Origin of the sequence: Cryobacterium sp. Y57 (assembly GCF_002929505.1) — a bacterium.
Lineage (GTDB): Bacteria > Actinomycetota > Actinomycetes > Actinomycetales > Microbacteriaceae > Cryobacterium.
Genome location: NZ_PJJL01000071.1, coordinates 15,613 through 41,678 on the forward strand (window position 1 = coordinate 15,613; position 26,066 = coordinate 41,678).

The 26,066-nt window shown below is 61.9% G+C and carries 21 protein-coding genes and 2 tRNA genes; 6 read left to right on the top strand and 17 right to left on the bottom strand.

The genetic code is table 11. The annotated features are described in order from the left end of the window. The first annotated feature begins 59 nt into the window (after positions 1-59). Complete coding sequence (locus CXY72_RS14235; protein ID WP_255409294.1) at positions 60-1,214, top strand: MFS transporter; 1,155 nt, start codon at positions 60-62, stop codon at positions 1,212-1,214. Positions 1,215-1,415: 201 nt separating this feature from the next. Here the strand turns inward: CXY72_RS14235 and CXY72_RS14240 are convergent, their stop codons facing one another. Further along, positions 1,416-2,381 (bottom strand): DMT family transporter, encoded by a 966-nt coding sequence (locus tag CXY72_RS14240; protein ID WP_233197854.1) that lies wholly within the window; start codon positions 2,379-2,381, stop codon positions 1,416-1,418. Positions 2,382-2,490: 109 nt separating this feature from the next. On the opposite strand from CXY72_RS14240, the gene CXY72_RS14245 reads away from it, so the two are divergent. The 3 genes from CXY72_RS14245 to CXY72_RS20705 all read left to right on the top strand — a co-directional run bounded on the left by CXY72_RS14245 (position 2,491) and on the right by CXY72_RS20705 (position 4,636). Then, positions 2,491-3,369: a LysR family transcriptional regulator gene (locus CXY72_RS14245; RefSeq protein WP_104128343.1), complete on the top strand. Its 879-nt coding sequence runs from the start codon at positions 2,491-2,493 to the stop codon at positions 3,367-3,369. Positions 3,370-3,481: 112 nt separating this feature from the next. Beyond that, positions 3,482-3,715 (top strand): DUF2283 domain-containing protein, encoded by a 234-nt coding sequence (locus CXY72_RS14250; RefSeq protein WP_233197855.1) that lies wholly within the window; start codon positions 3,482-3,484, stop codon positions 3,713-3,715. 552 nt (positions 3,716-4,267) lie between these two features. Continuing rightward, positions 4,268-4,636, top strand: a complete 369-nt coding sequence (locus CXY72_RS20705; RefSeq protein WP_104128345.1) for a DUF4440 domain-containing protein — start codon at positions 4,268-4,270, stop codon at positions 4,634-4,636. Between the two features lie 98 nt (positions 4,637-4,734). On the opposite strand, the gene CXY72_RS14265 is transcribed toward CXY72_RS20705, so the two are convergent. The 3 genes from CXY72_RS14265 to CXY72_RS14275 all read right to left on the bottom strand — a co-directional run bounded on the left by CXY72_RS14265 (position 4,735) and on the right by CXY72_RS14275 (position 9,072). Further along, positions 4,735-5,610 (bottom strand): helix-turn-helix transcriptional regulator, encoded by an 876-nt coding sequence (locus CXY72_RS14265; protein ID WP_104128346.1) that lies wholly within the window; start codon positions 5,608-5,610, stop codon positions 4,735-4,737. A gap of 218 nt (positions 5,611-5,828) precedes the next feature. Further along, a complete protein-coding gene (locus tag CXY72_RS14270; protein WP_104128347.1) occupies positions 5,829-6,863 on the bottom strand; it encodes a hypothetical protein in 1,035 nt (344 codons plus the stop codon). Between the two features lie 22 nt (positions 6,864-6,885). Continuing rightward, positions 6,886-9,072, bottom strand: coding sequence for a transglycosylase domain-containing protein (locus CXY72_RS14275; protein ID WP_158252584.1), 2,187 nt, complete (start codon positions 9,070-9,072; stop codon positions 6,886-6,888). Between the two features lie 661 nt (positions 9,073-9,733). Between CXY72_RS14275 and murJ the strand changes: the two genes are divergently transcribed. Then, the gene (gene murJ / locus CXY72_RS14280; RefSeq protein WP_104128349.1) at positions 9,734-11,284 is read left to right on the top strand and encodes a murein biosynthesis integral membrane protein MurJ; all 1,551 of its coding nucleotides are present in this window, start codon (positions 9,734-9,736) and stop codon (positions 11,282-11,284) included. A gap of 150 nt (positions 11,285-11,434) precedes the next feature. Here murJ and CXY72_RS14285 read toward each other — a convergent pair whose 3' ends face one another. From CXY72_RS14285 to CXY72_RS14305, 5 genes are all read right to left on the bottom strand, one after another. Continuing rightward, positions 11,435-12,502 carry a site-specific integrase gene (locus tag CXY72_RS14285; RefSeq protein ID WP_158252585.1) on the bottom strand — a complete coding sequence of 356 codons (1,068 nt, stop codon included), beginning with the start codon at positions 12,500-12,502 and terminating at the stop codon, positions 11,435-11,437. Positions 12,503-12,621: 119 nt separating this feature from the next. Continuing rightward, positions 12,622-12,858, bottom strand: coding sequence for an AlpA family transcriptional regulator (locus CXY72_RS14290; RefSeq protein WP_104128579.1), 237 nt, complete (start codon positions 12,856-12,858; stop codon positions 12,622-12,624). Positions 12,859-13,029: 171 nt separating this feature from the next. Then, a tRNA-Ile gene (locus CXY72_RS14295) sits at positions 13,030-13,103 on the bottom strand. Positions 13,104-13,142: 39 nt separating this feature from the next. Next, a complete protein-coding gene (locus CXY72_RS14300; RefSeq protein ID WP_370446266.1) occupies positions 13,143-14,423 on the bottom strand; it encodes a glycosyltransferase in 1,281 nt (426 codons plus the stop codon). Between the two features lie 155 nt (positions 14,424-14,578). After that, on the bottom strand, positions 14,579-15,493 hold the full coding sequence (locus CXY72_RS14305; RefSeq protein WP_104128351.1) for a DMT family transporter: 915 nt from the start codon (positions 15,491-15,493) through the stop codon (positions 14,579-14,581). A 40-nt stretch (positions 15,494-15,533) separates the two neighbouring features. On the opposite strand from CXY72_RS14305, the gene def reads away from it, so the two are divergent. Continuing rightward, positions 15,534-16,106: a peptide deformylase gene (gene def / locus CXY72_RS14310; protein WP_104128352.1), complete on the top strand. Its 573-nt coding sequence runs from the start codon at positions 15,534-15,536 to the stop codon at positions 16,104-16,106. 41 nt (positions 16,107-16,147) lie between these two features. Here def and CXY72_RS14315 read toward each other — a convergent pair whose 3' ends face one another. The 8 genes from CXY72_RS14315 to dnaG all read right to left on the bottom strand — a co-directional run bounded on the left by CXY72_RS14315 (position 16,148) and on the right by dnaG (position 26,063). Beyond that, positions 16,148-17,023, bottom strand: coding sequence for a sensor histidine kinase (locus CXY72_RS14315; RefSeq protein WP_104128353.1), 876 nt, complete (start codon positions 17,021-17,023; stop codon positions 16,148-16,150). 124 nt (positions 17,024-17,147) lie between these two features. Next, a tRNA-Asn gene (locus tag CXY72_RS14320) sits at positions 17,148-17,220 on the bottom strand. Positions 17,221-17,449: 229 nt separating this feature from the next. Continuing rightward, positions 17,450-18,364: an ATP-binding cassette domain-containing protein gene (locus CXY72_RS14325; protein ID WP_104128354.1), complete on the bottom strand. Its 915-nt coding sequence runs from the start codon at positions 18,362-18,364 to the stop codon at positions 17,450-17,452. A 5-nt stretch (positions 18,365-18,369) separates the two neighbouring features. Further along, entirely contained in the window at positions 18,370-20,067 is a 1,698-nt protein-coding gene (locus CXY72_RS14330; RefSeq protein ID WP_199184052.1) for an ABC transporter ATP-binding protein, read from the bottom strand. Next, positions 20,067-21,158 carry an ABC transporter permease gene (locus CXY72_RS14335; RefSeq protein WP_104128355.1) on the bottom strand — a complete coding sequence of 364 codons (1,092 nt, stop codon included), beginning with the start codon at positions 21,156-21,158 and terminating at the stop codon, positions 20,067-20,069. The genes CXY72_RS14330 and CXY72_RS14335 overlap by 1 nt, the downstream gene beginning before the upstream one ends. A 2-nt stretch (positions 21,159-21,160) precedes the next feature. Continuing rightward, positions 21,161-22,252, bottom strand: a complete 1,092-nt coding sequence (locus CXY72_RS14340) for an ABC transporter permease (protein WP_104128356.1) — start codon at positions 22,250-22,252, stop codon at positions 21,161-21,163. Between the two features lie 96 nt (positions 22,253-22,348). Beyond that, positions 22,349-23,977 carry an ABC transporter substrate-binding protein gene (locus tag CXY72_RS14345; RefSeq protein WP_104128357.1) on the bottom strand — a complete coding sequence of 543 codons (1,629 nt, stop codon included), beginning with the start codon at positions 23,975-23,977 and terminating at the stop codon, positions 22,349-22,351. Between the two features lie 220 nt (positions 23,978-24,197). Next, a complete protein-coding gene (gene dnaG / locus CXY72_RS14350; protein ID WP_104128358.1) occupies positions 24,198-26,063 on the bottom strand; it encodes a DNA primase in 1,866 nt (621 codons plus the stop codon). Between the last annotated feature and the right edge of the window lie 3 nt (positions 26,064-26,066).

Below are 26,066 nucleotides of genomic sequence, written 5' to 3' on the forward strand. Positions count from 1 at the left end.
GTCTCCCACGTGACCGTGCTGCACGCCCAGCAGTGGTGCTGACTGGATTCGTGCTGTTGGTGTTTTGCACTGGTACGGCAGAGTATCTCGTCGCAGGCATGCTGCCTCTTTTTGCCTCGGATTTATCGGTCGATATCGCCACCGCGGGCCAGACAGTCACCGCCTACGCGCTCGGGGTAGCTATCGGCGGACCCATCATTACCGCGCTCACTGCTCGGCTGCCACGGAAAGGACTGGCACTTAGTCTGGCCGTGGTTTTCATCGCCGGTACCACGCTGACCGTAATCGCCCCCGCGTTTGGTTGGGTCATAATCGGACGCGTCGTTTCCGCCTGCAGCCAGGCAACATTGTTTGCAATCGGCCTGATCACCGCGACCAAGGCGATGGGACCGGCTAAGTCGGGGCAGGCCGTCGCGATCGTGACCTCCGGATTGACCCTGGCCACAGTGCTGGGGGTGCCGTTGGGAGCGCTGCTAGGCGGAGGCACGAATTGGCGGCTCCCGTTCGTTGTGATCGCTGCCGTTGCACTCATTGGTTTGCTCCTGCTGGCGTGGGCTATGCCCCGCACTCCGGCGCCCGCGACGGGAATTGTCGATGAGATCCGAGCGCTGCTGCGAAGGCCGGTGTTATTGGCCGTGTCGACGACCGTCGTCGGGTTCGCCGGAGTCGGCATCGTGTTTACCTACCTCGTGCCGCTCCTGACTGACGTGACGCGTATCGTCGCAGGCGCCATACCGGTACTGCTGATGGCCTATGGCATCGGCGGGGTCGTCGGCAACCTCGTAGCAGGACGCCTGGCTGATCGGGCACTCGGTCGCACTTTAGCTGGAGTCTTCATCGCCCTCATCATTACCCTGTCTGTGTTTCCTCTAGCCGCTGAAATACCGACCGCTATGGTCGCCCTGGTCGTGATGCTGGGGCTGTTGTCGACCGCTACGATCGCACCCTTGCAATCCCTCGTTATACGTCATGCCGCCGCCGCACCGTCATTAGCGCTTGCGGTGAACGTCGGAGCGTTCAATCTAGCCAACGCCATCGGTGCCGCACTCGGAGGTGTCGCAGTTGCAACCGGGATGATGCGTTGGGGCGGCTTCGCTGGCGCCGGGTTCGCCGTGCTTGGCCTCATCCTAAGTGCCGTAGCCGTCCGGATTCCCACTCAAACAGCGCGTGCCAAGAACAGCATCACCCGTGGAACGGCGGAAGCCCGCTCATGATCGCAGCAATGACACCTACAAGCGGTTCGGTCACGGTTCTTTATACGGGAACAGATCGCAGTTTGACGGCGGGTTGGACGAACTGTACTGGCGAGTGCGGAAAGCGCCAGTTGGGTGCTGACGCCGCTAATGTCACCACCGGTGGACCTGAGGCGGTGGCTTTCTGGGTTCCATAAGGTAACCGCGGGGATCGCGCGTTGTTTAGCTGGGAGTTCGGGCCTCTTCTGCGGCTTGTGTGTGGGGTCGCGTTACTGGGGAGTGATGGGTTGGTCGGAGTCGTCCTTGTCCGACCAGGATGGCGATGATGATGATGATTCCGCCGACGATTTGATTCCAGATAATCGTCTCGCCGAGAATCAGCGTTCCGAGGATGATGCCAGTGATCGGGGTGAGGTAGGTGACTGTGGAGGCGTTGGTGGCGCCCCAGGCATTGATGACGTTGGTATACCAGACGTAGGCAATACCGGTTCCGATGCCACCGAGAACGACCACGCTCACAACGATTCCGGGAGTGAGAGAGACAGGACTCATACCGATAAACGGCGTGAGCAGCAGGATTATTACCGCTCCTGCTCCGATCTGCGAGGCGGAGACGGTGATAGCGTCGTAGTCGTATTTACGCAGGAATCGGCGTGTGTAGGTGAAGCCGAGGCCGTAGCAGGTTGTCCCTCCCAAGCAGGCTAGCTGCGCCCAGAAAAACATGCCGTTGGTTGTGTCAGCAATGGTGTCCCACGGGGCCGCGACCACGATGACACCACCCGCGGCGACAAACAGTCCTGTCATCTTGATCTTGGTGAGCCGTTCGTCAGGAAGGATCGCCAATGCTACGAGCATCGTGGCGATCGGGGTGGTTGCGTTGTAGATGCTCGATAGCCCTGACGGCAGGTATTGAGCGGCCCAGGAGAACAGAAGGAATGGGGCGACGCACATGATCGCTCCGATCGCGGTCAGATGGCTCCACACGCGGATGCCGCGGGGCCAACGTCGCCGTGTGACGAGCATGATCAGGGCAAGTACGACAGCCCCACAGAACAGTCGGCCGAGTACGACTTGGGCGGTGGAGAGACCGTCCACGGCGACCTTGATGAAGAGAAAGCTCGCCCCCCAGACCGCCGCGGCTCCCAGAAATTGAGCACCGATGGCGACTCCCCCTCTGTCCAGTGACACCGAACGCCTCGTGATTTCCATGTTTCCCCTTCGTCCTGTTCAGTCTCAACTATGCTCAGGGCATGAATCAAATGCATTTGAGTCATCCGATCATGAGTCAAGTTGATCTATGTCTGTGACGTTGCGGCAGTTGGAGGTTCTCGTTGCAGTGGTGGATGAGGGAGGTTTTGGAGCTGCCGCTGACGCGTTGAAGATGAGCCAGTCGGCCGTGTCGCATTCGCTCGCCACGCTGGAGTCAGCGGCGGGCGCACCTCTCATCACCCGAACGCCGACAATCGCATCGACAGATCTAGGTAAGGCGATTCTCGCCCATGCCCGCAGCGTTCTTGCCAGCGCGCGAGCTCTCGACGCAACCATCCTCGGTCATCGCGGCGCAGTCGCTGTGGGCACCATCCGCCTCGCCGCTGGTGTGACGGCATCGCATCGGCTTGTCCCCGAGCTCCTCACCCGGTGGCGTGCGGAACTTCCCGGACTCGACGTGCGCCTGTTCGAGGGCAGCGACGACGAACTCGAGGATTGGCTCGAGTCTGGAGCGGTAGATGCTGCCGTCCTGGTTGACTCTGACCCGTTACCTCACGGCGCTGTGATTCTCGCCCGCGACGACTTCCGTGCAGTCCTACGTTCCGACCATCCACTCGCCCATGAGACACGCATCAACCTCGCCGACCTCGCTGAAGACCCCCTTCTCACCTCGACAAGCGGTTGTGAACCTCAGATCACCACCCTGCACGCCATGGCCGGATCCAACTACGCACCAGCACAAAGAGTGCATGAAACCAGCACTCTACTAGGCATGATCTCCGCTGGACTCGGAGTGGCGATCATGCCAGCACTGGCACTGACAATGCTCCCCGAAAACCTCGTGATGATCGAGCTCGAACAATACCTCGAACGCACCCTCGTCTTTACAGGACCAGCGGAGCGTCCGTGGCACCCGAGCGTTGAACGTATGCGTGATATCGCCGAAACTCCAACGGCAGCACTCTAAGCCCGGCCGTTTCGGCGTGCGCAACGGTCAATCGAGCAAGATGCGAAACGCTCAGGGTGTCCGTCCCGTTTGACCTTCGGCTTACGGGCGCCTAAGACCGTATTCTTGCGCCGTGAAGAAATTGCGGCGAGGCACCTATGACCGGTCTGCGGATGCGGCTTATTTCAACATTTCACCTCGGATAAACGCCGGGGAGGCCGTTCGGCAGGACGTTCACGAAATCGACGGCCGTGGCGAAGTCATTCTCGACTTCGATGAAGACGGCAAGCTTTTGGGGGTCGAGATCCTCGGTGCCAAGTCTCTGCTGCGCCCTTCCACCCTGAAACAAGCCAAGCGAATCGGCTGACCCAGTGGCGCTCCGGTCCTATGGCCGTTCGTTTCGCGGTCCGTGGGTGCACTCAGCCCTAGACCGTTTCACTGGGACTTTCCCGGCGTCTCTCTGCATTCAGAAGGACTCGCCGACGGTTGCTCCCCTGGACCAGCAAGAAGCCAGCCGCGAGAACGGAAGCTGCTGAAGTGGCGAACATAGCCGTCAACACAACATCGGGTTTCAAGGTCATGGCCCGCCCGGTCATGGACGTAAATTCGCACTGCAGTCCCAGAGGGATCAACGTGATCCGGCCAACGATCGGCTCGTTGGGATCGACGCTCTCGCGCGACGCCGGGAGTGCGTCCACAACGCACGAATAGCTTGGATCTCGAACCGTGTATATCGCCGCCGCAGGCGGCAATGCCATGAAGATAGCCAGCCCGCACAACGCAGTAGCCGCCCATCCTCTCGTCCCCATTAGGCCATGCAACCACATTCCCATGAGCTTGCCGGGACTCCTCTCCTTGAGTCGTGGGAAGTGACCGCACGGGGTTCGGCTTGGGGCGCCTCCTTTGTTATCGTGGGCGAATGGTTGAAGAGTGGGTCGTTGCTGCCGTTCTCGGTGCAGAACGAAGACTGTTGGACCCCGCAGTGCGCACGAACAATATTTCAGTGGAAAACCTCCTCGATCCGGCGTTCGTCGAGATCGGCCAGTCAGGTCGGTTATGGTCACGCGAAGCGATGATATGCGCGCTTCGTGAACCCCGGATGTCGTCTGGTCTCGGCCACGCCAAGTTAGCAGCGGTGCACGTTGAGGGAGTCGGCCCGGACCTTTACTTGCTCACGTACGTACTCGAATTGCAGGCGGGCTCAACCCGCCGATCGTCAATCTGGAGACTCGATGGGCAAGGACCCAGGATCGTCTTCCATCGGGGAACTCGAATCGACAGTCCGTAGGGGGTTCCCCTTGCGGACGTCCCGTCTATCGCGAACATTGCGTTCCACTGCAGACCGGGGCGGCCGTGGGACAGAATTGGAATGTCGATGCCCCGCGATCAGCGCAGTAGCCTGCTTTGGTAGGCGTGAGCGACGATTTGTGCCCGGGAAGTGAATCCGAGTTTGGTGAGGATACTGCTGAGGTGAGTTTTGACCGTTGACTGGCCGATGTGAGCGCTGTGGGCGATGTCGTTGTTGCTCAGCCCGCGGGCGGCCAGGAGGAATATTTCCCGTTCGCGTGACGATAGGGCGGCGATCGACTTCCAACTAGCGGAATCTGGGTGCGGGCGATCGGGATCAGGGGCGTAGATCTGTGTATCGGTCGCGGCCGCGCTCGTGGGAAGTTCGCTGGATGATTCCTGTTCGGGGCGCATGGCTGGCACTCGAAGTCGCGATCCGATATGCCAGGCACCCAGCGTCAGCAGAATGCCCACCACCGACCAGGTGACGAATCCTTGAACGACTTCGATGCTGGCCGCTTCTTTGCCGTTGATGGTGCCCCACACGCCGGACATCGACAGGAACGGAACGTTCAGTAACGCGCTCACGGCAACGCTGCAAACGATCGACAGGCCCAACAATACCCGGCGTGTGTTGACCCGGCTAAAGGCGCTGATGCCAACAACAAGAAGAACAAGGACGAGATAGGCAACCCAGCTGACTTGGCTGAAGCGCGCCGGCCAAAACAAGAGTTGCAAGACCAGCAAGCCCCCAGTCAATGACAGCGCGGTGCCGGGTCGATCCCGGCAGAGCGCGATGGCCAGTCCGAACCCCGCCGCAATCAAAACCGCGTACGGATTCGTCAGGAACGTATCCGTTCGCGACGGCACGTACCCGACAATGCGGTTTGACGACTGCACAAACCACGCAGTGAAGAACAACGCCCCGAGCGCTGGCTCACGGAAACGGACCAACTGTGCACGAATCTTCGTCATGCCTTGACAGTAGATGCCGCAGTAGCGCTTCGACGCACAGGGGCGAGGCTTTCCTCACTCTGGGAGATGCCTCTCCTCCTTCTGGGGGATCCCTCTCCGCCGAAGGAACGAGAGACCGAGGCCTTCCCGTCCCACAGGGGGTTCCCGGGAGTGCAGACGCCTGATGTATCACCAGGCCACAACCGGTGGCGGCCTCAACTGCGCCTCGTTCCTCTTGGTCAGGGTATGGCGTAAGCGGATCCGGGCGGCACGTGTGGCATGGTGCTGGACATCACCGTACCGTCGGTCAACCAGGTTGCCGTCAGATCGAGAAGTACCGGCGGCCCGGTCTCGTCGACGCCGAGAGCGCCCCAAACCACGGTGTTGAGGCGCAGTCCCTCTTGGGCGATCACGTTGGCTCCCGCGCAGATACTGGACGCGGTCCGGTCGACGTGTTGGATGACGAGACAATATTGACTGGTACCGCGTTGGGCCAGGTAAATTCCGTAGGTGCCCCGCGGCGGGAGTCCCGCCACCCGTACGGTGTTGTAGGCGGGTCCGAGGTCAGCCAGCTCGCCAGCTTGGGGGTCTGCCGGTTGGTCGAAGATCGCGGTGATTGCCCTGATAGCGGCCGCGTCCGGCAATGGGGCGGGAGACGAGGCGGCATTCGCGAAAGTCGCCGTGAAGCTGTGCTGCAAGGCCTGGGCGCCTAAAGTTCCCAGTACCCCGACGGTAATCCCGATGGCCAACACAATTGTGCGCCAACGCACTCGGGACGTTGGCCGAGAGCTATAGATCCCCGTAGCAGCGGATGAGTCAGTCGGTGCGGGGGGTGAGGGGGAACTCACTCCGGCGGTGAGGTCCTCGTCGACCGGCACCACAGCATCCGTCGATTGGGCCAGACCGCGACCGAACCGCGTCACCAGCTGATCGACGGCTGCCGCGCGGGCGGCGAGATGGAGCGTGAGCTGCCGCAGCCGGTGCTCACTTGCAGTGGCACGCACGATCAATCCCGCCTCTATGCGTTCGACCGGCGGCTCGGGTACTGCCGCCCGTGAGAAGACCGCGGCCTGCAGCTCGATGAGGTACACGGCCGGGTCTGTATGGCCGATAGGTGTCGGCTGCAATGGATGCGCCGCCCACCAGAGAGCGTCCAACACGTCCTGGGTGTCCCGGCTGGAGCCGTTCAGTTCGGCAAATTCTTGGTCGAGTGCCGCATGAAGGGCATCGTCGCGTTCAGCGGCCGCACGCAATTGGAGCGCAAAATTGTCCATACGCCCCGTCGAATTGTCATCCTCACCCTACCGCGGCTCGACCGCCCAACCTGATGGGTTTGGTCGGCTTGGCGAAGTTGTCTCCGCCGTACTTGGTGTTAGCGACGCTCATCACATCGGGCCACATGCGGTGCCGGGCGGTGGCGGCCTGAAGACCTGAGAAGAACGTGTTGCGTTGGCTGCGGGCGATACCGCTCACATTGACCACCCCGGCGACGGTAGCGACCTTGGTACTGGCACCGGTCATCCAGGTGTCTTTGCTTGCGTCGGTGGTTCCGGTCTTGCCGATCATCGGCACCTTCGGAAACGTTGACCTGTTCGACGCGGTGGCGGTACCCCCGGTCATCACGCGTTGCATGGCATAGATCATGCGAGCGACAACCTCCGGCTTGACGGACTGCGTCACCTTGGATGCGGGAATTGGCAGTTCGACGCCGTCGGAGCCGATGATCTTGTCGATGGCCACGGCGCTGTGGGTCTCGCCGTTGTTGGCGATGCCAGCGAAGGCGACGGCCATGCTCAACGGGGCAATCTCGTTGGTACCGAGCACGGAGCTGGCGCCTTGCTGCAGGGCGTTGCCGTCGGCCCGGTGAATACCGAAGGCCTCGGCGGTTTTGCGGATGCCGCAGAGGTCGAGTTTCTTGGCCATGCCGATGAAGCCGGTGTTGATGGAGCCGAGGGTTGACTGGAGGGCGCTGTAGTTGGTGCCGGACTCATTCGCGTCATTGCGCGGGTTGAAGGGTGGCGTGTCGTGGTCCCAGTTTTGCCTGCCGAGGCAGCTGTCCTGAAAGTTGCCCCAGTTCGCCTTGCGGCGTGAGTCGACGCGCTCATTGAGAGAGTGGCCCTCTTTCAACCACTCGGCGAGGGTGAAGACCTTATACGTCGATCCGGGCTGAAACCCGAGGGAGCCACCGTAGTTCTGGTCAGTGTTGTAGTTGATGCCCGTGTACTTAGTACCAGACGAGGCCAGCAGGGGGTCCTGGCTGTATTCCTTGTTCTGGGCCATGGTCAACACGCGCCCGGTGCCGACCTCAACAGTCGTGACGACTGCGCCCACATCCCAGCCGGCGTAGGTCTGCGGCACGTTCTCGGCCAGCGTTTTGACGGCAGCATCCTGCAGCTCGAGGTCGATACTGGTGTACACGTCGTAGCCGCCCTGGCGAAACGCAGCGAGGCGGGTTTCGGCATCCGCTCCGAAGATCTCATTGTTGAGTAAAACCTTGGTCACGTAGTCGCAGAAGTACGCGTTCGCGCCGGCCGTCTGGCATCCAGTACTCGGCGCGGTGATGGTCGGTTCGATGACTGAGGCGACGGCAGTGTCGTGCTCCTCCTGGCTGATGTTCTTGTACTCAAGCATCTCGCCGAGGATGTAGTCGCGGCGCTCTTTGTTGGCCGCATAACCGTTGGCCGTCCCGTTGGTCTCACTGTCGGGGCGGTCCAGCTGATACGCCACCGGGTTGTTCACGGTAGCGACCAAGCTCGCGGCCTGCGGCAGGGTGAGGTTCGCCGCGGTGGTGTTGAAGTAATAGTTGGCGGCGGATTCGATGCCGTAGACGGTGCCTCCGTAGCCGGCGATGTTGAGATAGCCGCGCAAGATCTCGTCCTTGTCGTAGTTCTTCTCGACACCGATCGCGAGGCGCATCTCCTTGAGCTTGCGGTCAACGGTCTCGGTGATCGCGGCCTCATAACAAACGTCCAACTCGGTTTCATCGGAGAGCTCTTCACACTTCTGCACCAACACGTTCTTCACGTACTGCTGGGTGATCGACGAGCCGCCGCCGCCACTGCCCAGGCCCGGGGCAAGCAGGCCAATCGCGGCGCGGGAGGTGCCCTGCAAGTCGATGCCGCCGTGCTCGTAGAAACGCGGATCTTCACCCGAGATCGCGGCGTTTTTGGCATAGTCGCTGATCTGGTCGAAAGCGACCTCCACGCGGTTCTGCTGGTAGAACGACGCCAGCAGCACCCGGCTGCCCACCGGGTCTTCGCGGTTGGTCGAGGCCCAAATATTGCTCTTTTGCGATAGCTGATCGATCGAGAGGTACTCCGGCAGCGTCTCGAAAACGTTGATGGTGTTCGTTACAGCTATGCCGGAAACGGCGACGGCCGGGGTAAGCGCAGCGGCAACGAGCACGCCGGCGACGACGCTCAGGCCGATGAAGCCAGCGAGTCCCCCCAGCGCACCGATCGTTGTTCGTTGTTTAGTAGACACTGTGGCGAGACTATCGGGTACAACAGCAACGCTAGAAAACATTCCCTGTGCTCGCGAATGGGAAGCATGTGCAACTGCGCAGGACCACGTCGAGGCCCCATCGAGCTGACAGTAAAATCTGGCAAGGACCGCAAAAACCATGCATACCGCGGAGCGAGACTTTTGCTTGTCGTGAGCCGAGTCCTCCTGTGCTGTTTCATTCACGGTGATCCGGACCGATATCTCCGGATCACCAGCGGGCCCGTCCCGTTCAGCAACTTCGGTATCGGACCTTTCCAGCTCTATTTATACGCCGGTCTGGTCATTTCAGGCAGCCTTCTTATTACGACCGTCTTGGTCGCCAAGAGACGCCGACGCGTCCTGCAACCGCCTCCGCGCTAACGGTCGCAGTTTCGGCCGCGCCTACAACAGCACGACACGAAATGAACTAACCAAAGTCAGCCACGGTCCGGCGGCCATCAGCGAAAGGCCCGAAGTTCGAGTGTCCCGTATGGCGTTCCCCCGAGAAGCAGTTCAAAACGGAGTTCGGGCAAGTGCGGCAGTGTGGCACTGGACCCGAGTTGTGGGAATGTTGACCAATGGGGGAATCTAGTGCTGGGTGTCGACGGCGAAGCACTGGTTCAGGTCGTTCACGTTGAGCGCCCGTGGAGCAGTCGGCTCGATGATGGCGGCGACTCTGGTTTCCAGGGCGCTGGGTTTTGCGAAGGCCATTCTGCTGGTGGCCGCCATCGGCGGAACAAGTACGGCTGTCGCGGGTCAAACGTTTGAAATCGCGAACTCGGCGCCGACCTATCTGTTCGCCTTGATCGCCGGCGGCGTCCTCGGCGTCGTACTTGTTCCCCAGATCGTTCGGAACCTGCACGCTGGCCCCGCGGGGCAGGAAGACACTGACCGCCTTCTGACGATCATCCTTATCGGCGGGGCCGGCGCCACGGTCGTTCTTACCTTGTGTGCGCCGGGCATCGTCTGGATCTACGCCACGACGTGGTCCGCGCCGTGGCTAGGGCTTGCTACGTCGATGGCGTACTGGTGCCTGCCGCAAATTTTCTTTCTCATCGCCTTCGCCGTCTTGTCGCAGGTGTTGAACGCGCGCGGCGTGTTCGGTGCCCCAGCCTGGGCACCTGCAATCTCGAACGTCGTTGGCATCGGCGGCATCCTGGTGTTCCTCGTCGCTTTGCCCTCCGGACTGGGTGACGCTGGCTCGTGGACCCCACTGATGGTCGCGGTCCTCAGCGGGGCCGCGACCTTGGCCATCGCCGTCCAGTCCCTTTTGTTGCTGATTCCGCTGCGTCGCATCGGTTTCCGTCTGCGCTTCCGATGGGGCTTTGCCGGTCTCGGCCACATGTCCTCGCTGGCCGGCTGGACTCTGGGTGGGGTGTTTGCCAGTCAAGTGGCCTACCTGATGACGGCGAACGTAGCCAGCAGCGCCGGAGAGTCACTCAACCAATTAGGCATCGACGGGCCAAGCCTGAACTCTCTCTCGATCGCATACCTGCTAATGCTTCTGCCCCATGGAATTGTGACCGTGTCATTGACCACGGCCCTCTACACACGCATGAGCGGCGCCGCCGCACGCAACAACTTCGCTGAAGTTGAGTCCCTCTCCAATCTCGCGCTCCGACCTGTCGCGTATGTGTCACTCGCCGCTGCGGCAGTTTTCGTCGCTGTCGGGCCGATTCTGACTGAGGTGATCTTCGGCACGCCCTTCATCGGCCACGTCTTGCAGGTGCTGGCGGTCGGCCTCGTCGGCTTCAGCCAGGCCTACGTCCTCAACCGCACATCCTTCACTCTGCAAGACGCCCGAGGCCCGTTCATCACACAACTCACCATCGCCGTGCTCTCTGCAGCCGGTGCGCTGACAGCGGCGATCCTGCTTCCCCCGCAGCTGACCGTGATCGGAATCGCCGCCGGCATCTCGATCGCGAACATCGCCGGATGGTCGACAGCTCACGTCCTACTCAGACGAACTTTTCGAAAACGCGGACACGAACCCGATTCCAAGCCGGGAGCGGTGTGGGGTCTGACCCGGCTACTGGCGACGGCAATGATCAGCGCCGCAGCCGGGCTGGCCACGACGACTATCATCGGCACGCTAGCTAGCTTCATTGGAAGGGCCCTGATTTTCCTCCTCGCCGCCTCGATCGTCAGCGGGGTGTTTGTTGGGATCAGTTGGCTCTTGGGCGACCGCACAATCAACGATCTCCGGCGGTAGCCGCAGCAAGCACTGCTCCCGCGATCCGACAGCCATTCTCGGATGCGTAAGCTTCCATCGGGAATCCCATTGAGGGTTCCCCTTTCGGAACGAAGCGCGAGTCGTCGATCGCCTGTTGAGTGTCCCGCTCACCGTTCCCTTCTGAAACTCCTACTGTAGTGGCGCCAACCGCTGCATCACCTCCGCCGGCCCCGACTTCACCGTGCGGTCCGGCTCCGCATAGTGCGCCTTGGTCGTCGACGTCGACGTGTGCCCGAGCATGTCGGCCGCCGCCTGCATTCCAAGCTCATTCGCGAGCAGCGTCGCCCCGGTGCGGCGAAAGGAGTGCGGCGTGATGTTCAGACCCTCGAGCCCCGCATTGCGGAGTATCTCCCGGAACGTGCGCCTGACGTTGTATGGCGCGAGCGGGGTGCCCACCCTCGAGTAGAAGATCAGGTGCTCCGCATCCTCCGGATCGAGCGAGGCCAAACGCTGGCGGATAACCTCGGCCGCGAAGGGCGGCATGCCAATGACCCGGTTCGACTCGTGCGTCTTGGGATGCTCCTGACGGTGAACGCCGGCCTTGTTGTGCACGACGAGGGTGCCGCTGATATTCACCCGCGGCGGGTCGGCTTTCAGATCGACGTCGCACTGCCGAATGGCGAGCACTTCTCCGATGCGCGTGGCGGTGCCGAGCATCACCTCGATAATGTCGCGCACCTGGCCATCGGACCGCGGCCCCATTCTCCCTTCTTGAGTGCGCCATTCGCGGGCTGCAAGGCGGATAGCGGCAATCTGATCGGCCGTGAGCGCCTTCGGTGTGTGCGGGGGCCTCTTCACGCGCGACGTCTCCTTCATCGGATTTCGCGGAATGATTTCCCGCCGCGTTGCGAACGCCAGAATCATGCCCAAAATTGTTCGTGAATGCTTCGCTCGCGTATACGACTGCATTCGCTGCTGCCTCAGGAAGAGCTCGATGCGACCAACAGTCACCTCCCTAATCGCAAAGTTCTCGAAGTAGGGCAGCACAAGCACGCGCAACGCGCGTTGATAGGTGTCCTTCGTGCCCTGGGCACGGTCGACATCGAGCATCACATCCTCCAGCCATGCCTCCGCGAGCAGCAGAAACGGTGAGCTCGCGGTGAGCAAGTCGCCACTGCCGCCGGCTCTCAGGCGGGCCGCTAGTTCTGCCTTGAGCGATGCCTGCGCCGTATTGCGACTCGGGCCGGTCGCCGTCACCCTCCGCGTTTGACCATCCCAGTCGCGGAAACGAGTAATCGCCCGGAATATCCCCGGACCGACCTGTTGAGTCGTGATGGCACCGAACGTGCTGACTGGCAGTCGGGGTCGCCCGGCCATCAGCGTTTGGCCTCGTGATCGACGACGGGAGTCTCTGGCTCATGGAGCCCGTCGAGCCATCGCACCACGTCGGACACGCGGAACCGGATCTCCCGCCCCACTCGAATGCCCGAGGGACCACGTCCGTCTGTACGCAGGTCGTAAATCGCCTGCGTCTGAACGCCGAGGTACTCGGCGAGCTCGCTTGTCGTTAAAACCGGCTCCAGGCCGAGCCCGAAGTGTTGTTCGCTATCCATAACCCGTAGGTAATCGAGGTCACTCCAGACAACTCGAAATGGGTCGTGCACCTTCTCTACGAAGACCCGGAGGAGGCGGAAATTTTTGAATAAACGGCCAATAAACGGATAGTGCGTCAAGTCTTACCCTTTCGGTAAAGACAAGAAACCCTGATCAGATCAAATTTACAGTAGGGCGGCCGGGACTTGAACCCGGGACCGACGGATTATGAGTCCGCTGCTCTAACCAGCTGAGCTACCGCCCCAAAGAGAACGACCACACGGTCGTACCCACAAATACGTGACTATCCCGGCGTCTGCGACGAAACCCCGTTGGTGACCAGATCGCTCACCGGCTCCCCACGATACAGGCATTCGAACGTGTTCAAAGTGCGCTTGATGTCATGCGTGGCAATGAGCTTGAGTGACTTCCGCTTGAGTGCCTCCAGGCGTTCCGGGGTAGCCGTTAGCACCAGGGTCAGTTTGTCCGCCAGATCCTGCGCATCGCTCGGCTTGAATAGGTACCCGTTGGCCTGGTCATGAACGAGGTGTGGAAGCGCCATTGCATCGGCGGCCACAATGGGCAATCCCGACGCCATGGCCTCCATCGTGGCGATACTCTGCAGCTCGGCGATGGACGGCATGGCGAAAACCGTAGCCCGTGAGTACGCCGCGCGCAGCTCGTCATCCGTCACATAACCGGTGAACGTGACCCGGGAGCGGATGCCGAGGGTGTCGGCCAGGTGCTCCAGGTTGCGTTTCTGGTCGCCACCGCCGACAATCTCGACCCGGGCGTCGAGGTCGGGTGACAACAGCGCTGCCGCCTGCAGGAGTACGTCGATCTGCTTCTCTCCGGTAACGCGACCGACGAATAGGATTCGGTTCTTTGTGCGCGGCTCGAAGTTCGGCGCGTAGTTGTCAGCATCGATTCCGCAGGAGATCGCATGGACATCGGTGAGACCGGTGTATTTCTCCAAAAATTGCGCGGCTCGTATGGTCGGGGTGGTGACGGCTGCGGCGCGGCCGAACGTGCGCCGGGCAGCACGCCAGGCCGCCTTGATAACGCGATCTTGTAAGCCGACCGGCACCAGGGAGAACTTCACCATATTCTCGGGCATGAAGTGATTCGTGCCGACCAGGCGAATGTTGCGCTTGGCCGCCTCGATCGAAACACCGCGGCCGACGTTGATGTGGGACTGAAAGTGTACGACGTCGGGATGGAACGAGTCGAGAATGCGCCGGCTTTCACCGCGAATCAGCCAGGGCAAAGCGTAGCGTAACCAGTCGTGCGGGTACCAGCGCCAGCTGTGCAGGCGATGCACCACCATCGGCTGCCCCTCGTGCATTTCGGTCCAACTGCCGTGCTTGCGCGACGCCGCAGGAGCCATGATCTGAACTTCGTGGCCGCGTGCCACTAGGCCGGCGGCCAGTCGTTCAGCAAATCGAGCAGCACCGTTCACGTCAGGTGCAAAAGTGTCAGCAGCAATGAGAACACGAATCCGCGGCTTTTCAGACGGCGCACCCGCGGCGCGCTCGGGCGTATTGCCCGGGGTTGGGCTGCTCAGCAAGTCGGTCGAATCTGACAAGTGGAGTGGTCCCTACGTTGTTGGGCCGGAGAGCATCATCCGGCAGGAAATCTTAAGTGCAGTCGCTAGAAATGACGCGGTGCACTCGAACCCTATTCTAAACCGTGCCCACCCAGCGGTGTCCCGCACCGCGGCGCCCCAAAATTCTTCACGAGTCAGCGGTCGAGTTGGGGGTGATAGCGCGCGAGCAGAAAAACCCCCCAAATGGCGATTGCCCCGGCCACGACGAAAGCAACGGCAGCCGCGGGCGGTGCCTGACTGGCTTCTCCCAGCACGATGATTCCAATGCCGACGGCGACGAGCGGGTCAACAACAGTGAGCCCTGCAATGACAAGATCCGGTGGTCCCGACGCGTAGGCGTTCTGCACGAAGTACGCTCCCAGCACAGCGGCGAGCAGTAGACCGAGCACGCACGTCAACGTAAGCCACTCAAAGTTTCCGTGCTGGGTGCGATTGATGACAACCTTGGCCAACGTCGCTACGAATCCGTAGAGCACGCCGGCACCGAGAATGTAGAAAATTGCCTGTGACCGGCGGCGGAGAAACCCGAAGGCAAGCGCAAAGGCCAGTAGAACGACCGCGAGAACGATGAGGATTGTCACCAGGTTTTGATCAGTGACCGGTTTGTCGACGGCCGTGAACGCGGCCACGGTCACGAACAGGCCTACGCCGCCCACGCACATAGAGATGGCGATAATGCTCGCCCGATTGAGCTTGACCTGGCTGACTCGTGCATTCAGAACGGCAGTGATGACGAGAGCGACCGCCCCGAGCGGCTGCACGACGATGATGGGCGCGAAGGCAAGGCTCGTCAGTTGGAACACAACAGCCAGGCCGAGCATAAGAGATCCAAACACCCAGGACGGCCGGGCCAGCAGCAGGGTCAGCTGGCGCACGCTGAGCCCGCCGGTGACCGCTTTGGTGCGCGCCTCGACCTTATTCACGCCGCGATGCTGAAATTGCGCGCCGAGGGAGAGAAAGACGGCGCCGACCAAGGCCAGCGGAATTCCGATGGCCTGCCGCGGATCAATGGCGATTTCTGTCGCCAGATCGGTTAGGTCAGGAGTCACTTGACGACCCTATCGACAAGCTTGACGATATTCTGGAGGAATGGCCGTACGCGCAATAGTAATTTCAGGTGACCCCGTTCTCCACTCCCCCGCCGCTCCCGTCGTTGATTTCGACGACGATTTGCGCGCGTTGGTGAAAGACATGTTTGAGACGATGGATGCTGCGCCGGGGGTCGGTCTCGCCGCCACGCAGGTGGGAGTCGGGCTGCGCATCTTCACGTACAGCTACCAGGACGACGATGACCTGTCTTGGCGAGGCGTCGCGATCAACCCTGAACTCTGGATCACCCCCGTGTCGGCCGAGCCCGTTGACGACGAAGATGTCGACGAAGACGAAGGATGCCTGTCATTTCCGGGCGAACGTTTTCCACTAAAACGGGCAGAGTCGGCCATTCTGCGCGCCGTCGACGCCGAGCAACAACCATTCGAGATTCGAGCGGACGGCTGGCTCGCCCGTATCTTTCAGCATGAGTTCGACCACCTCGACGGCACCCTGTACGTTGACCGCCTCGAGCACGTCTACGCGAAGGCGGCGGCGAAAATCGAACGGAAGAAAAGCTGGGGCGTGCCCGGCCTGAGCTGGACTCCTGGGGTCGACAACCTCGAGGGCTAACAGCTAGACACAAGGATCAGGCACGGTGAGTGGTCCCGAGGTCACCGGCCGAGGTCTACTCCGTGCACGCCGTTGTGAAACCGCAGGGATGGGAACACGGCCGACACCGAGAAACCCAGCCCGGGTACCGTTCCGGCGTTGAAGACACCGCCGAAAAGCTGTGCGCGCTCCCGCATCTGCGTGATGCCGGGGCCGGCGATGCTCTCGCTGAGGGCCTTGAGGTCGTCCTCGATCGTGTACGGGGTGCGTGCAGCCTGTTCGCCGGCTTCCTTGCCGTCCCGACGGGCTGCGGCGCGGATGCCGTCATCGTCGACGAGCAATTGCAGGCCGTCCCTGGTCCAGGTGAACGACACGCGCGCTTCGGTTCCAACGCCGCCATGCTTGAGCGCGTTTGAGAGGGCGCTCTGCAGAATTCGGAAGATGGCCAGCTCGGCACCCGCCTTGAGCGCGAATCGTTCGCCCGATTCGATGAAGCCGACCACCAGACCGGCGTCACGCATCACGCGAAACAGGTCGCGGGTTGACTGCGGGCCTGGCTGTAAGGCCCCAACCGTTTCACCCTCGCGCACGATTGTCAGCACGCGACGCATGTCAGCGAGGGCCACCCGGCCATCATCAACGAGCGCCGTGGCGGCGCGTACGGCCGTTGAAGGATCACTCTCCGCCATGTAGCGGGCGCCCTCGGCCCGCGTGACGAGGCGAGCGATGGTGAGCACTGCGCCATCCTGTAACTCCCGAATGATGGCCAGGCGCCCTTGTTGCTCGGCGAGGGAGAGTTCCAGCTCAATGCGCACACGTTCAGCGGCATTGCGATCGAAGATGACCCGACGTGAGCGCAGCAACGAGATGGTCCACAACACGAGTAGCGCCCCGGATACTACGCCGAGTGCCGGTACCAGAAGTTGCGAGAATTCCACTGCTGACCGCCGTTTCTTGTGCCGAAAGCATGGCGCATTTTAAGAGGTGAAAAAACTTTCTGTCGAAACAAAAAATATACCGACAAAAAAGGCCACCCGGGGTGGAGCCCTGAGTGGCCTTTCGCTCCCCGACTTGGACTCGAACCAAGAACCTGCGCATTAACAGTGCGCTGCTCTGCCAATTGAGCTATCGAGGAATACTGGAACAGCGTTGTTACTGTACCAAGATTTCTTGTTGTGCCAAAACCACGACGACTGCCGATTGGCTCTAACTTCTCATTTCAATCACCGAAAAGCCTCTGCAGGCCACGAAAAGTGGGCCATGGGCAACAGTTGAGCAGTCTGGTGCGCCAAAGCAGGTCGGGCGTGTCGGGCCGATCGTGAGCGATCACGATTCACAGCGGATGCGATCGATCGCGACCCAGATCAGTTCCCGGCCACGCCACCGGTTTCACCGCTGGAGTCGCCAACCTCGATGCTGCCCACATCATCGACGACAGCAGGGCCTGCGGGAGTGACGGCGGGCGGCTGCAAAGCTGCGGCGAGTCCACGGACATACGGGTGCCAGGGGTCTCGAAAGACGTCGTCGATGGTACCGAGACCGACCAGCACGCCCTGGTGCATGACGCCGATGCGACTGGTGACGCGCTGCAGCACGGCCAGGTCGGAGCTGATCACTAACGCGGAGAAGGATCGTTCCTGCTGCAATTCGCGGATCAGGTCAACCACGGCGTCGCGCACCAGTACATCAACGCCCGCTGTGGGCTCGTCAGCGATCAACAGGGCCGGACCGAATACGAGGGCTCGGGCCAGCGCTACCCGCTGTCGTTGACCGCTGGAGAGCTCATAGGGATACTGACTGAGAAGAGCCAGCGGCAGGCGCACCGCATCGATCATGGTGGCCACCTGGGCGCCGAGCGCACGACGGTTGAACCGTCGATCCCGTTCGAGTACCGGTTCGGCGACAATCTCGGCCACCGTCATCGTCGACGGCAGGGTATCGGCGGCATCCTGGGCCAGCAGCCCCACTTCGAAGGTCAGCCGGGTCAGCTTACGTTTGCTGATACGGCGCAGCTCGAACCCGAGCACGGTTGCCTCTCCCCCGGTGATTTGCGGACGGATGCCAGCGGCATCGTTCACGAATGCGTCACCGGAGAGCACCCGGGCGAGGGTGCTTTTGCCCGAGCCGCTCTCACCGAGCAGACCCACGACCTCCCCCGGTGCGACGCGCAGGGTGAACCCGTGCACCGCGACGAACGCCGGGCTCGCCCCGTGCGGCGGGTATTCGATGGTCAGATCGCTCGTTTGAATCGGGGGAACGGATGCAGCGCCATGCTTCATTCGATCTATCCTGCCGCACGCAGGATACGAAGTTCATCCCTCCGCACAGCCTGCGCCGCCGGATCAGGAACCGGCAGCGACGCCAGCAGCCTCTGGGTGTAGGCATCCTTCGGGGCACCGAGTACTTCCGCGCCAGTTCCTTCCTCGACCAGTTTTCCCTGGTAGAGCACGGCAATGCGGTCGGCGAGAATGTCGACGACGGCCAGGTCGTGGCTGATGAACAGCGCAGCGAAGCCAAACTCTTTCTGCAGCTCAGCGAAGAGCTCGAGCACCTTCGACTGCACCGACACGTCGAGCGCGCTGGTCGGCTCGTCCGCGATGAGCAGGCTCGGCTCCAGCGCGAGTCCGCGCGCTAGGCTCGCGCGCTGACGCTGTCCACCGCTGAGCTCGTGCGGGTAGCGGTCACCGAATGCGCGCGGCAGCTGGACCGCCTCAAGCAGCTCGTTGACGCGCCTACGGGCGGCACGGGGGTTGGCCGCACGTCCGTGTACGACGAGCGGTTCGGCCACGCACTCAGCGATCGTGAGTAGCGGGTTGAAGCTCGATGCCGGGTCCTGAAAGACGAAACCGATGTCACTGCGCACCTTCTTGAAGGCGCGTTCCTTGAATCCGTTCATCTCATGGCCGAGCACGGTGAGGGATCCACCAGTCACCCGGGTCAGCCCGCCCATGGCCCGCCCGATCGTGGTCTTGCCCGATCCGCTCTCACCGACCAGGCCGAGTACCTCGCCCGGACGAATGGTGAAGCTCACTCCATCGACGGCGGTGAAACCAGGTTTGCCGAGCCGACCTGGGTACTGAATTTTCAGGTTGTCGGCGACAACGACCGGCTTAGCTGCTGCCCAGTGAGCCTCGCGAGCCTCAAGCCTTGCGGTGGCCCGCGTCGTGCCCTGACCGACGTGCGGCACCGAGCCGAGCAGTCGTTTGGTGTAGTCGTGCTGCGGGTTCGAGAACAGCTCCTGAGCGGGGGCCTCTTCGACGATTTTGCCCTCGTACATGACGACCACGCGGTCGGCGAGGTCGGCGACCACGCCCATGTTGTGGGTGATCAGCACAATCGCACTGCCGAACTCGTCGCGGCAGCGTCGCAGCAGGTCGAGAATCTCGGCCTGCACCGTCACGTCGAGGGCCGTGGTCGGTTCATCGGCGACGATCAGCCCGGGGTCGAGCACGAGGGCCATGGCGATGACCACGCGCTGCTTCTGCCCGCCCGAGAACTGGTGTGGATAGTAGTCGACGCGGCTCTCCGGGTCGGGGATTCCGACCCGACCGAGAATCTCAATCGCCTTGGCGCGCGCTTCTGTGCGGCTGAACTCACCATGGGCGCGAATGCCCTCCGCAATCTGCCAGCCGACGGTGTACACGGGGTTCAGCGCCGTAGACGGCTCCTGAAAAACCATGGAGACATCCGTTCCCCGCAGTTGGCGCAGCTTCTGCTTGCTCACGGAGAGCACGTCATTGGACTGGGAGCCGTCCTTGCTGCTGAGAATCACGGCACCCTGGGCGATCGCCGTTTCTGGAAGCAGACCCAGAATGGTCTTGGCGGTAACGGTTTTGCCGCTGCCGCTCTCCCCCACGATAGCGAGAACCTCACCGGGCGCGACGCGCAGCGTGACCCCGTCGACGGCCGTGACCGCTCCGCCATCGGTGGCAAAGGTCACATTGAGGTTGTCGATGCGAACGACGTCGGGCAGGGAGCTCATTATTTGGCCTCGAATGGGTCGTCGTTCGGGTGTTGGTCATAAGCCGGCGAGCTGGCCTCAAGCCCGTCGATACCGCCAGGTCCGGCATTGAGGGTTCCGCCGGGGACGACGCTGGTGGCAGCGACGACGCCGCTGGCGGTCTTGCCGGGCGCACGTCGACTGCGCAGTCGTGGGTCGGCGAGGTCGTTCAGGCTCTCGCCGACCAGGGTGATGCCGAGAACGACAAGCACGATGGCCAGCCCCGGGAACAGGCTGGTCCACCAGATACCGCTCGAGACGTCGGACAGTGATTTGTTCAGGTCGTACCCCCACTCGGCAGCCGAGGATGGCTCGATGCCGAAGCCGATGAAGCCGAGGCCCGCCAGTGTCAACAGCGCCTCGGAAGCATTCAGCGTGAAGATGAGGGGCAGGGTTCGCGTGGCGTTGCGCAAAACGTGGCGAAACATGATGCGGCCGTTGCTCGCACCGAGCACCCGGGCCGACTCCACGTAGGCCTCAGCCTTGATGCGCACGGTTTCGGCACGAATCACTCGGAAGTACTGCGGAATGAAGACAACGGTGATCGAGATCGCGGCGGCGAATATCCCGCCCCACAGGCCGGAGCGGCCGCCAGAGATGACGATGCCCATGACGATCGCCAGCAACAGCGCCGGAAAGGCGTACACGGCGTCGCAGATGACGACGAGCACCCGGTCGAGCCATCCGCCGAAGTAACCGGAGACGAGGCCGAGGGCTACGCCGGCAAAGATCGAGAGCACGATGGCGATGACCATCACGGTGATCGCGGTCTGCGAGCCCCAGATAACACGCGAAAACACGTCGTAGCCGCCGACGGTAGTACCGAGCAGATGTGCGCCGCCGGGCGCCTGCTGGGCTCCGAAGGGGCCGCTGTCATCGCGCAGCTGGCTGTAGCCGTACGGCGCGAGCAGTGGCGCGAAGATTGCGGTCAGAATGAAGACGCCGGTGATGACGAGGCCGGCTACGAGCATGCCGCGTTGCAGGCCGACGCTCTGGCGGAGTTGATGCACGACGGGCAGGCGGGTCCACAGCGGAGCCCGGGGTGAGAGAGTGGTTTCAGTGAGCGTTGTCATGATCAGTACCGCACTCTCGGGTCGATGAGCGCGGCGATGATGTCCACGATGAAGTTGGACAGGGCAACGATGACGGCGAGCAGTGCGACGATGCCCTGCACGGCCACGAAGTCGCGGGCCTTGATGAATTCGATCAGGATGAATCCCAGGCCCTTCCACTCGAAGGTGGTTTCGGTCAGTACGGCGCCACCGAGCAGCAGTGCGATCTGCAGGCCGATGACGGTGATGATGGGGATGAGGGCTGGCCGGTAGGCGTGCTTGCTCACCAGACGAAATTCATTGACACCGCGCGAGCGGGCGGCATCTACATAGTCGGTGCCCAGAGTGCCGATGACGTTGGTGCGCACGAGGCGGAGGAACACTCCGGCCGTCAGTAGCCCCAGGGCCAGCGCGGGGAGCACAGCGTGGGCCAGAACATCCCCGAAGACCGCGAGGTCGCCGGTCTGCAGGGCGTCGATCGTGTAGACGCCGGTCTTATTGGGCAGGAACCCCATTTCCAGTTCGGAGCCGGTCGTGGCTCTCCCTGCTACGGGGAGCACCTTGAGCCACACGGCGAAGACCAGCTTGAGCAGGAGTCCGGCAAAGAATACTGGTGTGGCATAGCAGAGGATGGCGAACACGCGCAGGACGGCATCCGGTGCCTTGTCGCGCCAGTAAGCCGCGACCATACCGAGCGGGATTCCGACGATGAGTGCCACCAGGAGGGAATAAAAGACCAGCTCAGCAGTCGCCGCCCCGTAGGTGAGGAGAACTTCGGAGACTGGCCGGTTGGTGCTGATCGTGGTGCCGAAATTGCCGGTGAAGATGTGGCCGAGGTACTCGAAATATTGCACCAGGATAGGGCGGTCGTAGCCGGCCTCGTGGATGCGTTCGGCCAGCTGCTCAGGCGCAAGACGGCCACCAAGAGCCGCTGTGATGGGGTCGCCCGTTGCGCGCATGAGCCAGAACACCATGGTGACCAGGATGAAAATCGTGGGAATGATCAGGAGAAACCGAATCAGCAGATATCGACCGATTCCGCCCTCCTGACTGGGCTTCTTCTTCGAAGCGCGTCCGCCTGTCGACGCGGATGGCTTCAGGGCCACAATGGACATAACTACCTCACGATTGCAAAAGAATCGGGGGCATCCAGCGAATTCGCGCTGAACACCCCCGGTGATCTGACTAAAAAACTTTAGTCGACGTGCCGATTATCCCTTGGAGAGTGCTCCATAGCGGAATTTGAAGGAATCGTCGAGCGTGTCCGTGGTGCCGGTGATGTCCGTACCGGTCACCGCGACCTGTGAACCCTGCAGCAGCGGCAGAGTCGACAGCTGGGCCGCGACTTTGTTCTGGATCTCACCGATGAGTGCGGTGCGCTCTGCCGGGTCAACCGTGACGGCCTGCTTCAGGATCAGGTCGTTGACTTCCGGGTCGCTGTAGTGGTTCCTGAGGAAGTTGTCGGTCAGGAAGAACGGTGTCAGGTAGTTGTCGGCGTCGGTGTAGTCCGGGAACCAACCGAGCTGGTACGCGGGGTACACGTCGGCGGTACGGTCCTTGACGTACTGCACGTATTCGGTCGACTGCAGTGAGACGTTGAACAGGCCGGACGAATCGAGCTGATCCTTGATCAGCGCGTACTCATCGCTCGATCCGGGCCCGTAGTGGTCGGTGTTGTACTGCAGGCTGAAATCGACTGGAACGCTCACTCCGGCAGCCTCCAGGGTCGCTTTAGCCTTGTCGAGGTCAGGCGCACCCGATCCGTCACCGTAGAGGCCCTTGAGGGACTCGTTCGCACCGGTCAAGCCATTGGGAACATAGGAATACAGCGGGGTGTTTGTGCCCTTGTAGACCTGGTCGGCGAGCTCGCCGCGGTCGACAATATCGGCCACTGCCTGACGCACAGCCAATGCTTTGGCCGGGTCGGCCTCGGCGGTCGTCGCTCCGTACGGCTGCGTGTTGAAGTTGAAGGTGATATACCGGATCTCGCCACCGGGGCCGTCCAGAACAGACACATTGTCGTTGCCGCGGAGGTCGTCAATGTCGGTAGCTGACAGGCTGCGCAGGGCGACATCCACGCTGCCCTCCTGAACCTCAAGCTTGAGGTTGGACGAGTCGGTGAAGTACTTCACGTTGACGCCGTCGTTCTTCGCGGCGCCCCAAAGCCCTTGGTATCCGTCGAATTTCTTGTACGAGATGATGTTATTGAAGTCGTAGCTCGCAATTTCATACTGTCCGGCGAACGCCTTGGCGGCGACGATGTCGTTGTCGGGGGTCAGTTCCGTGGCCGAGAAGGATTCTTCGTCGACAATGGGACCGGCCGGGCTCGACAGGATCTGGGGGAAGATCTGATCGTTGGCAGCCTTGAGGGTGAAGACAACCGTGGTGTCGTCCACGGCCGCGGTGCTCGCAAGGTTGTAGAGAAGCGATGACGGGCCGTTATCGGCAGCGATCGCGAGCTGGCGATCAAAGCTGAATTTCACGTCCGATGAGGTGAGGGCATTGCCGTTGGCCCAGGTGAGGTCGGGCTTGAGAGTGACGGTATATTCCGTCGGCGAGGTGAACTCCGCCTTGGTGGCGATGTCGGGTTCGACTTCGGAGCTGCCGTACGGCGTGTTCATGAGGAAGGGGAACACCTGCAGCTGAACATTGAACGATCCAGCGTCATAAGAACCAGCTGGGTCGAGGGTGGTGACCTTGTCGGTCGTACCAAGGATGATAGTGCCCCCGGCGTTGGGGGTAGAACCGCCCGAAGCGCAGCCGGCCAGAACGAGCGCCGCAGCGGTTAGTCCGGCTGTGGCAGCGAGAGCGCGCGTGCCGTTAGTGAATGCGGATGTCATATCCGTCGTCCTCTTCCTCTAGAAGTCCTCTGATCAGGAACGCTCGAACAGAGCGCAGCTGTTCCTTGCTGTTAGCCAAGAGTTAGCACAGAAGTTGCAGATAGCAACGATCAGCCGCAGCTTCTTTACAGATCTGCAACAAACTCGCGCTCAGATGTTGCAGGGTGAAGTTCTTTGCTGCGATTTACTGGCGAGCATATGAAAAATGCCGGTTGTACGGTCATTCCTCGCGGAGGGCGCGGCGCTCGGCCTCGACCCGCACGAGTTCCCGCTGAAGAGCGCGGTACATCTCGGTGTCGGCGGTATCCGCTCGCTGGAGGCGCCCGAGCAATTCTGCCTTGAGCCTGAGCAGGTCTTTGTCAATGAGCACGATCGTGATGTCGCGTACGTAACGGGCGACATCTTTTTCGGTGCGCTCAGGAAGATTCGCCATGGCGAGTTCCTGCACGAGGTTCTTGAAGGTGTCAGGCACCTCGGAGACCACCCGATCGAGCCAGTCGAGCGCGTCGAAATGAGCGAGACTCGCCGCGATGGCATCGCGCACGACCGCGAGCGAGGTGTTGGAAAAGGATGTCTGCACCGCGCTGTCAAGGATGTCTCTGCCGATCAGTGTCGGTCGCTGAAGCATCGCCATGAGGCCGTCGCGCTCGAGCCGGGTGACCGGGTCGCCGGGCAATTCGACCAGCGAGAACGGGCGCTCGGGCAGGACTTCGATCGTGCCGGCGTGGCGCGGCGCGTTCGGTGCGCCGCTCGCCGCGGCGCGTGCCTCGGATTGGGCGTTCGTGACCGCCTTGGCCACTTCGCCCATGTCGACTCCAAGCATGCGGGAGAGTTCGCGGGTATAGCCAGGGCGCAGCACGGGGTCGCGAATATCGCCGACCACGGGAGCCGCGGCACGCAGGGCCGCAGTTCGGCCCTCAACGGTGTCGAGATTGTACTGAGAGAGAATCTGCCGAATCATGAACTCGAACATGGGCTTCTTCGAGTCGACCAGCCGTCGTACGGCGTCATCCCCGCGTTGCAGCCGCAGGTCGCAGGGGTCCAGTCCTTCCGGGCCGACGGCCACATAAGTCTGGGCGGAGAACCGCTGCTCTTCGCTGAAGGCGCGCATGGCGGCTTTCTGGCCGGCGGCATCCGGGTCGAATGTGAAGACGACCTCGCCAACGCCCGAATCGTCACCGAGCACACGGCGCAGCACCTTGATGTGGTCGACACCGAATGAGGTGCCGCAGGTCGCGACGGCCGTGGTGATTCCGGCCAGGTGGCAGGCCATGACGTCGGTGTAGCCCTCGACCACCACGACCTGGTGGCTGCGGGAGATATCACGCTTGGCCAGGTCGAGGCCGTAGAGCACCTGGGCCTTGTGGTACACGGGAGACTCCGGCGTATTGAGGTACTTGGGGCCCTTGTCATCCTCGAGCAGTTTGCGGGCGCCGAAGCCGATGGTCTGCCCGGTGATGTCTCGAATGGGCCACACCAGGCGACCACGGAAGCGATCGTAGATGCCGCGGTCGCCACTGGAGACCAAGCCGGACAGGGTGAGTTCTTCGGTGGTGAACCCGCGACCACGCAGGTGGTTGGTTAATTCGTCCCAACTTTTCGGGGCGAACCCAACCCCGAATCGAGTCGCGGCGTCGGCGTCGAATCCGCGTTGGCCCAGGAAAGCGCGGCCGACCTCGGCACCCGCACTGCCGAGCTGCTCAATGAAGAAATCGGATGCTGCCTGATTGGCAGCGAGCAGTCGCGCACGATTACCGTGGTCGGGAGCTGCGCCAGAACCGTCTTCGTAGTGCAGGTCGAGGCCGACCCGACCGGCCAGGCGTTCGACGGCCTCACTGAAGCTGACGTGGTCCATTTTCTGCAGGAAAGAGTACACATCACCGCTCTCACCACAGCCGAAGCAGTGGTAGAAACCCACCTGGGGACGTACGTGAAAGCTCGGGCTGCGTTCGTCGTGAAAGGGGCACAGACCCTTCATCGAGCCGACACCCGCGGACTTCAGGGTGACGTAATCACCGACGATGTCGGCAATATTGGTGCGGGCCTTGACCTCTTCGATGTCACTTTGTCGAATCAGTCCAGCCATGCC

Excerpts from the sequence above, each read along its gene's own strand:
- CXY72_RS14270 (WP_104128347.1), bottom strand. The coding sequence starts at position 6,863 with ATGGACAATTTTGCGCTCCAATTGCGTGCGGCCGCTGAACGCGACGAT.
- CXY72_RS14290 (WP_104128579.1), bottom strand. The coding sequence starts at position 12,858 with ATGGATAGCGAACAACACTTCGGGCTCGGCCTGGAGCCGGTTTTAACG.
- murJ (WP_104128349.1), top strand. The coding sequence starts at position 9,734 with ATGATGGCGGCGACTCTGGTTTCCAGGGCGCTGGGTTTTGCGAAGGCC.
- CXY72_RS14265 (WP_104128346.1), bottom strand. The coding sequence starts at position 5,610 with ATGACGAAGATTCGTGCACAGTTGGTCCGTTTCCGTGAGCCAGCGCTC.
- dnaG (WP_104128358.1), bottom strand. The coding sequence starts at position 26,063 with ATGGCTGGACTGATTCGACAAAGTGACATCGAAGAGGTCAAGGCCCGC.
- CXY72_RS14335 (WP_104128355.1), bottom strand. The coding sequence starts at position 21,158 with ATGACAACGCTCACTGAAACCACTCTCTCACCCCGGGCTCCGCTGTGG.
- def (WP_104128352.1), top strand. The coding sequence starts at position 15,534 with ATGGCCGTACGCGCAATAGTAATTTCAGGTGACCCCGTTCTCCACTCC.
- CXY72_RS14340 (WP_104128356.1), bottom strand. The coding sequence starts at position 22,252 with ATGTCCATTGTGGCCCTGAAGCCATCCGCGTCGACAGGCGGACGCGCT.
- CXY72_RS20705 (WP_104128345.1), top strand. The coding sequence starts at position 4,268 with ATGGTTGAAGAGTGGGTCGTTGCTGCCGTTCTCGGTGCAGAACGAAGA.
- CXY72_RS14345 (WP_104128357.1), bottom strand. The coding sequence starts at position 23,977 with ATGACATCCGCATTCACTAACGGCACGCGCGCTCTCGCTGCCACAGCC.
- CXY72_RS14325 (WP_104128354.1), bottom strand. The coding sequence starts at position 18,364 with ATGAAGCATGGCGCTGCATCCGTTCCCCCGATTCAAACGAGCGATCTG.
- CXY72_RS14330 (WP_199184052.1), bottom strand. The coding sequence starts at position 20,067 with ATGAGCTCCCTGCCCGACGTCGTTCGCATCGACAACCTCAATGTGACC.
- CXY72_RS14245 (WP_104128343.1), top strand. The coding sequence starts at position 2,491 with ATGTCTGTGACGTTGCGGCAGTTGGAGGTTCTCGTTGCAGTGGTGGAT.